Below are 12,698 nucleotides of genomic sequence, written 5' to 3'. Positions count from 1 at the left end.
ATTTCTTTCTCAACTTATCGTCTCATTCTATCTTCTTATCGTATCATGTTAAGTATAAATTTTTAGATTTTGCCTATGTCCCTGAAGTATAACCTGCAGCCGATAGCACTGCGCGAGGAGCGCTCCCTGTTCACCCTGGTCGAAAACAGGTCGGTGTATAGCATGGATTCCTGCGAACTGAACGTGTTCGAGACGCACCAGCAGGCCAGGGACGTGCAGCTGCAGTTCGATGATTGGGTGCTGACCAGCATGCTGCGCGGCAAAAAGGTGATGCACCTCTCGGACCGCCCCGGCTTTGATTACCTGCCCGGCGAATCAGTGATCGTGCCGCCAAGCGAGCTGATGACGATTGATTTCCCGGAAGCTGGCAAGAAGACGCCCACCCAATGCCTGGCCCTGGCCATCCCTGCCGAGCAGATACAGGCTACGATAGGGCTGCTGAACGAGCGGCATGCTAAGGCAGAGGCGGGGGAGGAGTGGCAAATCAGCAAGGAGCACCTGCACCTGGCCAACAACCTGGAGCTGGCTGACATCATCAACCGCCTGATCAGGCTCGGCCTGCACGAGCACAGCCGCGAGAAAGACATCCTGATGAACCTGGCTCTACGGGAACTGCTGGTCAGGCTGATGCAGACACAGGCGCGTACTTTTTTTGAGCAGAACTACAACCGGCTGGCCTGCAGCAACCGCTTCGCGTACATTATCCAGTACATAAAGGAGAATATCACTTCCAAGATTGATGCGGACAAACTGAGCGAGAAGGCCTGTATGAGCCGCGCCAATTTTTTCCGGAAATTTAAAGAGGAGCTAGGCTATACACCTGCCGACTATATTCTGAAAGAGCGTATCCGTTTGGCAAAAATGTATCTGCAGAATCCGGTAAACTCCGTGACCCAGGCCTGTTATATGGCCGGCTTCCAGAACCTGAATTACTTCATCAGGGCCTTTAAAAAAGAGGTTGGCTTGACGCCCAAGGCTTTTCAGCTAAGCCTTTTGAATTGAGGTAAAGTATAAATTATACTTCATGACGAACGGACGCATGTAAACAACGAGGAAGGCAATTGGCCGTAGCGTGTTTTTTTACAATGAGAGGCACTGGCTATTATTTTTATTTATTCATTTAGTAGCACTGATACTCCCATTCCGTGAATAGAAAATGAAGGGTAATCACTTAAGTCCGAATTGGGAATATACTCTTCATAATACGCTTTCTCCAGTAAATGAAATTTCTCTATCCCATATCTTTTTGTGCTCTTATTGAATTGGTTCAAGAAGACACTAACTTTTCTTTCTAACCATGAATCCAATAGAAACTCATTCAGTTGTTTATATTTAATATTTTTCTTTCCGAACTGATTTTCATAGCTCTTTGAAAGCTCTGTTGTCATGTCTTTATAAAAAATTGGCGGCTCGAAATAAAGGTAGCCAAGTTTATCTAAATTGAAATCTTTTTTAATTAGTGGTAAACTTTCATTTATCTTGTCCAATGCCTTTGAAAATAAAATAGGATTACTGTGAAATACCCTAAGCTGGACTGAGCTGTCTGTCACATGTTCAGTCATCCCAATTTTAAAATCGAGCGTATCCTTATCAGATATCCAACAATATGTAAAAGACTTTGAGTAGAAGCCAACTTCATACGACTTCTCTAATTTATTTTCAATCTTAACCAATACTGTGTCTATTGAGGTTTCTTCAACATCAGAATCAAGGATGGCTTTCGTTTGATTTGATTTATTGCAAGACAATAAAGTCACTGTAATTATTAATAGAGTTAGTGTTTTCATTTTTCAGCTTGAACCGAACAGGTAGACATTAGAACTTTAGACAAAGGCCAGAAGATCTTGAAAGTATGAGCTATATAAGTTCAGGTAGTTGTCTGCAGGTGCTGCTCCGACTATACTACAAACTATACTTCACCCTACGCTTCTCCGCGCTGCTCTGCATGGCCAGCTCAACAATCCGGATGGTGTTGCGTGCCTGCTCCGGCTTCACCACCAACTCCTCCTGGCCGAGGATGGCTTTATACACATTCTGGTAAAGGCCGGTATAGTCCCCGGGTTCGCTGGTGAGTTTGCCTTTGTAGTGCAGACCCTGCACGGTGGTGTGCAGCGTCCCCCACAGGCTCTCGGGCTCCATACCCCAGTTCGGGGTATCGGCGGGAAAGCGGCTGGCCTTCAAGTTTTCTTCCTGCACGTCCATGCCATACTTCACAAAAGAGCCCTCACTGCCGTGAAGTATAAAGTGCGGCCCTTGCTCACGCACCAGCATACCCGCTTTCAGGATAGCTTTCATACTTTCATAGTAAAGCACTACCTCAAAATAATCCGGCACCTGCGAGTGCTGGCGCTGTACCTGCACATCGGCGTATACTTCCAGCGGCTCCCCGAACAAGTATAAAGCCTGGTCGATGAGGTGGGCGCCCAGGTCATACAGGATGCCGGCTCCGGGCAATGGCTCCTCTTTCCAGCTGTTGGGCTTTAGCTCGCTTCGGTAGCGGTCAAAATGGGTTTCATACTCTACCAGCCTGCCCAGCAGCCCGGCCTGCACCACTTTCTGCACCGTTTTAAAGTCGGAGTCCCAGCGGCGGTTCTGGTACACGGTCAGCACTTTCTGCTTTTCCTTTGCCAGTGCGATCAGTTCTTCGGCCTCCGCACTGGTGATGGTAAAGGGCTTGTCGACCAATACATGCTTGCCTGCCGCTAAAGCTGCTTTTGCTAATTTATAGTGGGTAGGATTTGCCGTGGCGATCACCACCAGATCTATACTTGCATCACCGAAAATGTCCTCCTCCAGGGGCACCACCTCCGTTTGTGGGTAGCGCTGGCGGGCCAGCTCCACACTTTCCAGGCGGTTGGCCTTTATTTTTTTCAGCTGGAGGCCCGGTACATTTGAAATAAAAGGTGCGTGAAAGGTTCTTCCGGCCATGCCAAAGCCCAGCAGGCCTACGTTTACTTCCTTGTTCATCTGGTCTGTTATTTAATCTTTTAGCAAAGCCTCACCTGAAGCGAGCGAAAGAGCCTCTTTATACTATACACCATAGCGCTATCCGCGTAAACTATAGCTGTTATTTGGTATAAACCCTCAATTTAATAAAACTGCAGATGAAAAAAAGAAAGCTAGGAAAACAGGGACTTGAAGTATCGGCGCTTGGACTGGGCTGCATGGGTATGTCAGACTTTTACAGCAACCGCGACGACAATGAATCAATTGCCACCATACACCTGGCGCTGGAGCTGGGGGTGAACTTTCTGGATACCGCCGACATGTACGGTGTGGGCGCCAACGAGGAACTGGTGGGCAAGGCTATCCGCGACAGACGCGACCAGGTGATCATCGCCACAAAGTTTGGGAATGTGCGCGGCAAGGACGGCAGCTTTTTGGGCGTGAACGGCAAACCGGAGTATGTAAAGCAGGCCTGCGAAGCCAGCCTGAAGCGCCTCGGCGTGGAGACCATTGACCTTTACTACCAGCACCGGGTAGATAAAAACACACCGATAGAGGACACGGTAGGCGCTATGGCCGAACTGGTGCAGGAAGGCAAGGTGCGGTATCTGGGCCTGTCGGAGGCTGCGGTTGAGACGATAAAAAAAGCACATAAAGTTCACCCGATCACGGCGCTGCAAACAGAGTATTCGCTCTGGAGCCGCGATGTGGAAGATGAGATCCTGCCAGCCTGTCGGGAGCTGGGCATTGGCTTTGTTCCTTATAGTCCGCTTGGCAGAGGCTTCCTGACGGGGCAGATCAAGAAATTCGAGGATCTGGCAGAAGACGATTACCGTAGGCAGTCGCCGCGCTTCCAGGGAGAGAATTTTCAGAAGAACCTGGACCTGGTGCAGAAGATTGAGGAGCTGGCCTCACAGAAAGGTTGCACCCCGTCTCAGCTGGCCCTAGCCTGGTTGCTGGCGCAGGGCGAGGACCTGGTGCCGATTCCGGGAACCAAGCGCCGCAAGTACCTCGAGGAAAACATGCAGGCGCTGGACGTTTCGCTGACGCCAGACGAGCTACGGCAGATCAATGAGATCGCTCCGAAGGGCATAGCCGCCGGTGGCAGGTACCGGGAGGAGCAGATGAAGGCGGTGAACGTATGATCTTTACCTCTAAAAGAGGAGCAGCCCCATGTGATAGAAAATGCATGGGGATGCTCCTTTTCAGCCATCAGGCAGATTCAGCTATCTCTTCTTCCTCCACTTCCGGTCGCTCCGTCTCCGTAACGATTCTGCTCAGATCCGTCAGGATGCTGCCCATGTCCTGAAGCACGGGCAACGCCGTTACATGCGTCAGGGTTTCGAGGCTGCGGGCCTGCTCGCGCCGTGCCACTCGTATGGCCGCGCCTAGTCTATCAGATTTCTCTTCCGATGGATCAACAATCGTCTCGCCAAAGGCACTGATGCAGGCAGCGGTAGCCTCCAGGGTTCGTACAAGCTGCTCCTTTCCTGCATAATCTGTTTGGAAAGCCGTATTCCGCTGCAGGTCGTCCAGGCTTCTCCGGATGCCCCTGATCTGGATCATGATACTATGCAACAGCCGGATGTCGGCTGCCAGCCGGCTCAGTTTCTCGCGCCTGTGCGTAAGCAGGGGGTTATATTTCAGGCTTTGCTCTGCCAGTTCCACCGATTTACGACATTCCAGGGCTGCTTTTGTAAGCGCATTTACTTCAGATCGGCCGGTTTTCCGGCGGGGGTCGGTGTCATCTAGCAAAGCACTTAGGCCACTCAGGGTGGTGGCGGCCATTTTGTTATACGCTATAATGCTTTTCTCTACATCCGGAATGGCATCGGTTGGAATGATCAGTGCATTGATCAGCAAGGCAATTCCTGAGCCGAGCACCGTCTCGATCACCCGTTCATAAGCATAACCCGAGTCAACCTGGCCAAAGGCAAGCACCAGCAGCGAACTGATAGCTACCTGCGAGATGATCTGGAGGTTCATCCGGAAAGCTTTGGCTATGCCCATTCCCAGTAGTATGATGAAGAAAATGGATGCCGTGTTTACCTGAAACCAGCGCCCCAGCAGCATGCTCAGCATCACGCCGCCAATAATGCCGATGATGCGCTGCGAAGCCTTGCTGACCGAATCGGCCACCGTTACCTGAACGGTAATGATAGCGGATACCGGCGCAAAATAGGGGTAAGCGGACTGCAGCAAGACAGAGGCGACAAACCAGGAAAGTGCAGCGGCCAGGGCTGTCTTAGCGATTTGCAGCGTGAGCCCAAGCTTTCCCAGAACTTCTACAATTTTCTTCACACAGAGGATTGTTATTACTACAACAAGATAAGCCTAGCTTTACCAAGCTTCGTGTTGCCTTAAGATTCTATACTTCGTTACCTCGCACAAATCCCTCTATACGCGCACCACTGGCACACATCCAGGTCTTTTGTTTTCTGGATTGGTTCCTCTGGGTCGAGCATGCGGCGCACGAAATCTCCCAGCAGTTCCTCCGAAGCCTCTACAAAATTCTTCGGCGTGGCACCGTCTTCTTCCATAAAGTTAAACTCCGATGAGAGCACACCCGGCTCCAGATTGCGGAAGGAGAGGATGCCGGATTTCGGGTTTATACTTTGTGGAGAGATATGCGCGGCATTGCGAAGTATGGTTTGCGGCTGCTCCTCCAGCACCCGTTTCAGCACGTACTCATACAGCCATAGCTGCCGCGCCTTGCCATACTTCTGGTCCGTAAGGAAATGCAGCGCCACATCCTCTGGCTTTACCTTCAGCTGGTTTTGCTCCACTTTCCCAGTCTTATAGTCGACTACGCGCAGCTCGTGGCCGGTCAGGTCAATACGGTCGGCTTTGCCGGCGATGCGCACGTTCACCACCTCTTCGCCTACCTGCACCGGAAGTATGGTAGCCAGCGTTTCCTCCAGGCGCAGCACGTACAGCGGCAGTTCCTCCGAATCTTTGAGTTTCAGCAGATATTTCTCCAGCACCTCCACGGCCACTTTATAAAGCAGGTAATTCATGCCGCGCTCGGGCTTGGCACCCAGCGTTACTTTGCTGAACTCGCGCTTCACCTTCTCGGGCAACGCCTGCAGCATCTGCTCCACATGCCCGGCAAGTATAGGCTCGCCGCTCTGCGCATGCGGACGGAAGAAATCTTCCAGCACCTGGTGCACAATCGTACCAAACTGATCGGCGCCCAGCTGTTCCTCCACCTCATCCACCTCCTGCATTTTGGCGATGCGGGTAAAATAGTACTGCAGCGAACAGTTGATGTACATGTTCAGGTGCGAAGGGTAGAGGCCACGCTCCAGTTCCTGCCGCAGTTGGGCAATGGTTTCCGGCGATTTCGGCACCACGATATCCTCCTCATACTTGCGGGTTTCCTGCTGCTCCACCGCCGCAATCATGTCGCGGAATTTTATCTTCGGGTTGCGCAGGGCCAGGTCGTTTTGCAGCTGCAGTATAAAGCGGCTTTTCTCGCCGGAGCCGTAGGTATCGGAGGGCAGCACATAGAGCAGGTTTATCTTTTTGGCGCGCTGCAGCAGGCGGTAGAAGTTATAGGCCATGGCTCCCTCTGTTTCGGAGTAAGTAGGCAGGCCAAATTCGCGCAGCACATCATACGGCATCAGGCTTTCCTGCCGCTTGGGTGCCGGCAGCACATTCTCGTTCACCGATAGGATGATCAGGTTTTCAAAATCCAGCGCACGTGTCTCCAGCATACCCATGATTTGCACTTCCGAAATCGGTTCCCCGCTAAAGGGCAGGCGCGTTTGCCCGATCAGCTCGTAGAGAAACTTGCGGAAGCTGCGCACCGAAATCTTGTGCTCGCGGCAGTCGAAGATCGTGTCCAGGCGCTTAACTATAGTATAAAAGATGTACAGGTACTCCGTCTCGATGCTGTTGCGGCCATGCGTGTACACCTGGCGCAGCAACTCGATCAGTTCATACAGGGCCACGATGATGTCGTCGCAATCGCGCCAGGTACGGAAGAGCGTCTCAAAAAGCGGGTGGTGCTGGCTCAGGTCAATGAGCTCCTGCGCTGTAATGAGCACCTTATTCTCCTGCACCATCTTATCGAGCACCTGCTGGATCATGCCGTGGAATGGGGCCTGCTCCGGATCATCGTTCAAGTATAGCTCATACCGTCGGATGAAAGGGTGGGTGAGCAGTTTGGTTACGCTCAGGTGGTGGTACTGGTATACTTTGTAGCCCGAGCTTTGCAGCTGCGTGACGCCCGTCAGGTGCACTTCAAAAAGCAAATCGATGAGGTTGAACAGTGGTGTGCCCCGAAAGCTGAGGCCCATGGTGACGTTATAAGTCGGCACATCTTCCGGAATGGAGTGCAGCACGGGCAGCAGCAGCGTTTCGTCGGGCAGCACGATGGCGGTCTGGGCATGGGGATTCTGCTCGCGTATCTCCTGCAGCAGCTGCCCGGCCAGTTTGCCCTGCATGCTGGCATTGGCCACACCGATCACGTTGATTTCCTTTTCATCCGTCAGCAGCAGGTTCTGCTGCCAGCGCCACTCCGGTAAATTCCAGGTGCTTTTATACTTGCGCAGAAAGCTACCAGCCCGGTTGCTCAGGCCCTGCTCATCCATATAGAAATCGTCGGTATCAAACAGCACCTCTGCCTTCTCGTGCTTGAGCAGGGTACGGATGATTTTTTCCTCGGAGTGGGTCAGGCTGTTAAGGCCGATGAAGATATACTGCCGGCACGCGCTGTCTTTGGCTATACTTTCTATACTCCTGGCCACTTTCCGGAAGGCCATACCCGTATAGGCCTGTTTATTGGCCAGCAGCCGCTCCTGCAGCTTATGGTAAGTTTTCTCGATGTTGTCCCAGAGGCTGAAATACTTTTTGAGGGTAGGGGAGAGCTCCTTGCCCAGGAACTTGGGGTCCCAGCGCTCCAGCGCCTTCGCCTCGCCCAAGTACTCAAACAGCTTCTTCGTGTCCACCAGGTTCTGGTCTATCCGGCTGAAGTCCTCCAGCAGGGTACCGGCCCAGGTCACGAAATTGTCGAAGTCGAGCTTGGGGTCCTGCTCACGCATGAGGTCGAACAGCTCCAGCTGCAGGTTTATCGGCTCCAGCACCTCGGTTTTGGAGAGGCTGCGGATAAAATCCTCCATGGCATACACCTCCGGCGACCAGATCGGCTCGGGCGCTGCCTGCGCCAGCGCGGTTTTAAAGAAGAAGCTCGCTCGCCTGGATGGCAGCACCACGCACAGCTCGCTGATGTCCTCTTTATACTTCTCGTAAACGTATTTGGCCGTTAGCTCCAGAAAGGTTTGCACGGGGGAGATGTTGAATGAGTGAATGAGTGAATTTACCTTTTTGTCATTCTGGAAGAATCGTGGTTCGGAGGGCTAAAATTTTGGCGACTCGCTAACAAGATCCTTTCAGGATGACAGAAGTAAGATATTACGGATTAATCAGGATGAGCATCATTACATTCATCAGACCAGCTGTAAGTGCTACTGCATAAGGCAGCATAACTTTATACCGGCCACTGTAGCCTCTGCCTCTAAAAGGTATAGCAGCTACAAGTGCAGCAAGGATGCTCCCTAGGGCTAGTAGCATCAGTAGCTGTACAAAAGTATCCACAGCTAAGATTACAACTGAAGGGCCAGTGGTAATATATACCTTATCAAGTATTAGATTTACCCCGACCAGCAAAGCAGCGACGACCCATCCGACTCTGATTAACTTCTGCATACATACCCAGACCTAATGTATAGAAGTATGCCTTTGCCCTTTTGGCTCATCGGGGAGCAAAAACGGGTTGTAAGCGATCTCCCACAGGTTATCATCCGGATCGGAAATGTAGCTGCTGTAGCCGCCCCAGAAAACTTTCTCCGGGCGCTTTACCACGGTAGCGCCATTCTGTTCCAGCTGCGCCACCAACTCGTCTACCTCCTGCTCCGAGCGCACATTATAAGCCAAGGAGAATTTCTTAAAGCCACTTCCTTCCGAAGAAACCCCCGCATCATCGGCCAACGATTCCTGCGGGAAGAGGGCCAGCTGTAGGCCGTTCAACTGAAAGAAAACTATACTTTCAGAGTCCGTTTCGTTTGGCTGCCAGCCAAACACGTTTTGATAAAATTCTCTGGACCGCTGCAGGTTCTTTACCCCTAAAGTGATCAATGTTAATCGTTGTTCCATGATTTCCTCCCCTTGCTCCCTCCTAAGAACAGGAGGGGTATGCTGGTTTTATATGTGATTTATACTTTTAAACTTACACTGCTACTTATCTCACCCTTCCCTGTTTTAGGGGAGGGACGCGGCGGGGTTAAAACAACCCCAGTTGCTCTGCCTTTTTGCCGCCGTACTGCCACTCCAACACCTGCTCGGTTTCGAAGTAATAAAGTACGCATTTTACCTGTTGATACCCCAACTGGCGGAAGCGCACGGCGTAATGATCCAGTTTATACTTGTGCTCCGGCTCTGGCGGTGGCGTTTTAAACTCAATCAATACCACGGCCTCGCCGTCGAAAACGATGCGGTCAGGTTTGTAGAGGTAGGCGCGGGCGTCCAGCACCTCTTTCTCATGCTCCACCACCACCTGGTGGGTAAAGTACCGGCTCAGCTTCGGGTGGTTTAGCACCTGCGTCAGTTTCTGCTTTAGCTCCGGCTTCTCGCGCTCGCTGATGATGCCTTCGTACACCATTTGCCGCAGCACCTTGTCCAACTCGGGTGCAAAGGCGATGCGGGCCAGGGCGTAGTGCAGTTTGCGGTTCTGCTGGCGCTGCACGGTCTGCGTCTCAAAATCGAACACGTTGTTGGCGTGCTGTTTTATCTTCAGACGCTGCTCCCAGTCGGCAGAGGTCAGGTGGTCGAGGAAGTATGATTTTTCATCACCCTGGCGGTGCTGTATACGCTGCGGTTTGCCCTGCGAGAGTTGATAGCATAACTTTCCGAATTCCCATAGCTCTTTGTGCACCAGGAAGCGGTACAGTAAGTGGCTTACGTTCCTAGCCTGCCCGTCCAGCTTCGGTGCCTTGCGCTCCTCCAGCAGGTCCTTGGCATTGCCGATTAGGTACAGCCTGTCGATGGGGCGCGTCAGGGCCACGTAGAGCATGTTCAGGTTCTCGATGAATGTTTTCTCAATCTCGGTGCTATACTGTTTTGTAAGTATCGTATTCTCCAGTTTAGAACTTATGTTAACTGCCACGCTGCGCAACTTACCTGTTACACTCACCTCATCCGGCAAATGGCTCCACATCAGCGATCCCCGTTTGGGCTCTGTGCTCCAGTCGGCAAACGGAATGATCACGATCGGGTAAGCCAGGCCCTTAGACTTGTGGATGCTGGTAATGGTGATGGCATTGCGGTCTTTGGGCGTGTTGATGCTCAGCTTTTCCTTCTGCACGTCCCAGTAAGCCAGAAAGTTATTGAGGTTATTGCTGTGCTTGAGGCTATACTCCAGTACCAGGTCCAGGAAGCGGAAGAGGTACTCGCTCTCGTTGTTCTTGCCCAGCAGATCAAAAATGCGGATCAGTTTTTCCGTAAGCTCATAGATAGAAAGGTTGCCGGTCTCGCGCTCCTGCACATCAAACCCGAACACGCGCAGCTGATCAAAGAAAGACTGGTTATCCTTGTCATTGGCAATGTCGGCAACGGTCTTGGTCATCTCCACATCCGGAATAACACCCAGCGATACTTTGCAGACCAGGTACAGGGCCTCTGACTTAGCCAGTGAATCGTTGGGCCGGTTGAAGACCCGGAACATGGCGATGATCAGGTTGATGACCTCGGCAAACTGCAGCGAAAGCGAGTCCTGGGAAATGATGTCATACTTGCGCTCCTTCAGGAAATTAGCAATCAGCTTACTCTTGCTGTTGGTGCGGCAAAGGATGGCCATGTCTCTCAAGGTATAACCTTCGGCCATGGCCTGCTGCACCAGCTGCAGCACCATGTTCAGCGTACTCTCATCATAGGTCAGCAGTTCTTTGTGCTTATAACCGTCGTAGTACTTCTCGGTGCGGCCGCAGCTGTTCAGGTCATAGGTATAGTTCAGGTCATCATCATGGGTGAACATGACCTGGATATGGCCGCCGCTCTTGTCGCTCGTGGGTACCTGTTGCGTAAAGTCTTTGTCGTAGATGGACGTGAACATGCCAAACTCCTGGTGCCCCTGGCTGATGAAAGTAAAAAGCTCGTTGTTGAAGCCGATGATCTCGGAGCGGCTGCGGTAGTTTACGCTCAAGTTCCGCGGCTCCAGCGCCTGGTCCACCGATTCATAGCGCTCGCGGATGAGCGGACCGTGGCGGCGGTTCTCGTAGAGCTGGCGCGTGTTATTTTTATAGAGATGCAGAATCTGCTCCATCTCACCGCCGCGCCAGCGGTAAATGGCCTGCTTGGCGTCGCCCACCACCATGCTGAAATGGCCCGAGGCCAGGGCGTTGTCTACCAGCGGCAGCAGGTTGTTCCACTGCAGCACCGAGGTGTCCTGAAACTCATCGATCAGGATGTGCCGGTACTTCTCGCCCAGGCGTTCATAAATAAAGGGCACCGGCTCTTTGAGCACAATGTCGATGATACGTTTGTTAAACTCGGAGATGTGCACTGTGTTCTTGTCCAACTTTATCTCCTGCAGGCACTTCTCCAGCTCGTTCAGCAAGGATACTTTATACAGGTGCGGCACCACCTGCTGCACCAGCGTAAAGGTGGCGGCATACTGGGCCTTTATACTTTCGATGTGGAAGTATAAATCGGTGAGCGGCTGCTTTATACTTTCGATTTGTGCTTTGGCGTAAGCGGAAGCTTTGCCGGCGTACCACTTGTCGTCCTCAATCGTCTGGCGTGCATAGTTGTTGCCATAGTTCAGGTCTACTGCTTTTAGCCAGGTGTTAAAGTACGACCAGATGCCCCGGTTACCCTGGTAGAGATCGGTAGGGGAGACGTCGGCTTTTTCGAATAGCTGCAGGGCCTGCTGCGCCGCCTCCTGCACCGTTTCCGCCACCTGCTGCTGCACGAGGTATAACTGCTCGCGCACTTCCTTAAAGTCCTCCAGGCTAAGCTGCTGCAGATCGGTAATGGCCTCATACACCTGCTCGTTCAAGAGGTTGCGGGCAAAGTCCATCAGATCGTCGGGCAGCAGGGTCCAGCTTTTGCCTTCGCGGGCTTTCTCCAGCGCGTACTGCTCCAGTGTCTGCGAGAGCAAATCTTCCTTCGAGTCGGTCACCTTGTCCAGCAGCAGCGACACGGCTGTGCTCAGCAGGGTGTTCGAGTCCAGGTCCACCTCAAAATTCTGCGGAATGTTCAGCTCACGTGTAAAAGCCTGCACGATCTTGTTTACGAAGCTGTCAATGGTGCTCACACTGAAGTCGGAGTAGTTGTAGAGTATCTGGCGGAAAAGCAGGGCAGCGCGTCGGCGTACCTCCTCCAGGTCAAACTGCTCCTCCGGGTACTCCTCCTGTAGTTCTTCCGTGATCTGGCGCAGCAGGTTCTCACTTTTTTCCTGCTCTCGCTCAGAAAGCCCTCCGTCGTTAAAGTTGCGGAGGGCGGCCAGAATACGCTCCTTCATCTCGGCGGCGGCGTCGTTGGTAAAGGTGATGGCCAGTATGCCGCGGTAATAATCCGGATCGGCCGTATGCAGGGCCAGTTTTAAGTATTCCTTCGTCAGGTTATAGGTTTTGCCGGAGCCGGCAGAGGAGGAGTATATCTTAAAAACGGATGGCATGGCAGTGGTAGCTATACTTTAAAGATACTACTTTGCCGGCTCAACAATCAAGTGCGAAGCTAATATTATTAGCAAA

At 52.2% G+C, this 12,698-nt stretch carries 9 protein-coding genes; 2 read left to right on the top strand and 7 right to left on the bottom strand.

Annotation, left to right across the window (positions count from 1 at the left end):
• Nucleotides 1-75 precede the first annotated feature (75 nt).
• Nucleotides 76-1,002, top strand: coding sequence for an AraC family transcriptional regulator (locus OH144_RS07240; RefSeq protein ID WP_266205631.1), 927 nt, complete (start codon nucleotides 76-78; stop codon nucleotides 1,000-1,002).
• A gap of 110 nt (nucleotides 1,003-1,112) precedes the next feature.
• Here the strand turns inward: OH144_RS07240 and OH144_RS07235 are convergent, their stop codons facing one another.
• Together OH144_RS07235 and OH144_RS07230 are read right to left on the bottom strand one after the other, a co-directional pair.
• The gene (locus tag OH144_RS07235; RefSeq protein ID WP_266205630.1) at nucleotides 1,113-1,787 is read right to left on the bottom strand and encodes a hypothetical protein; all 675 of its coding nucleotides are present in this window, start codon (nucleotides 1,785-1,787) and stop codon (nucleotides 1,113-1,115) included.
• Nucleotides 1,788-1,902: 115 nt separating this feature from the next.
• Nucleotides 1,903-2,967, bottom strand: coding sequence for an oxidoreductase (locus tag OH144_RS07230; RefSeq protein WP_266205629.1), 1,065 nt, complete (start codon nucleotides 2,965-2,967; stop codon nucleotides 1,903-1,905).
• 137 nt (nucleotides 2,968-3,104) lie between these two features.
• Here OH144_RS07230 and OH144_RS07225 point away from each other — a divergent pair, with 137 nt between their 5' ends.
• Nucleotides 3,105-4,091: an aldo/keto reductase gene (locus OH144_RS07225; protein WP_266205628.1), complete on the top strand. Its 987-nt coding sequence runs from the start codon at nucleotides 3,105-3,107 to the stop codon at nucleotides 4,089-4,091.
• A gap of 67 nt (nucleotides 4,092-4,158) precedes the next feature.
• Here OH144_RS07225 and OH144_RS07220 read toward each other — a convergent pair whose 3' ends face one another.
• From OH144_RS07220 to OH144_RS07200, 5 genes are all read right to left on the bottom strand, one after another.
• Nucleotides 4,159-5,247, bottom strand: a complete 1,089-nt coding sequence (locus tag OH144_RS07220) for an FUSC family protein (RefSeq protein WP_266205627.1) — start codon at nucleotides 5,245-5,247, stop codon at nucleotides 4,159-4,161.
• Between the two features lie 77 nt (nucleotides 5,248-5,324).
• Nucleotides 5,325-8,234, bottom strand: coding sequence for a PD-(D/E)XK nuclease family protein (locus OH144_RS07215; RefSeq protein ID WP_266205626.1), 2,910 nt, complete (start codon nucleotides 8,232-8,234; stop codon nucleotides 5,325-5,327).
• A 127-nt stretch (nucleotides 8,235-8,361) separates the two neighbouring features.
• Nucleotides 8,362-8,655, bottom strand: a complete 294-nt coding sequence (locus OH144_RS07210; protein ID WP_266205625.1) for a hypothetical protein — start codon at nucleotides 8,653-8,655, stop codon at nucleotides 8,362-8,364.
• A 12-nt stretch (nucleotides 8,656-8,667) separates the two neighbouring features.
• Nucleotides 8,668-9,102 (bottom strand): VOC family protein, encoded by a 435-nt coding sequence (locus OH144_RS07205; RefSeq protein WP_266205624.1) that lies wholly within the window; start codon nucleotides 9,100-9,102, stop codon nucleotides 8,668-8,670.
• Between the two features lie 127 nt (nucleotides 9,103-9,229).
• Nucleotides 9,230-12,622: a UvrD-helicase domain-containing protein gene (locus tag OH144_RS07200; protein WP_266205623.1), complete on the bottom strand. Its 3,393-nt coding sequence runs from the start codon at nucleotides 12,620-12,622 to the stop codon at nucleotides 9,230-9,232.
• Nucleotides 12,623-12,698: the final 76 nt, after the last annotated feature.

The sequence above is a fragment of the Pontibacter kalidii genome (assembly GCF_026278245.1).
Classification (GTDB): Bacteria; Bacteroidota; Bacteroidia; order Cytophagales; family Hymenobacteraceae; genus Pontibacter; species Pontibacter kalidii.
This window is presented reverse-complemented; position numbering and strand designations above follow the sequence as displayed.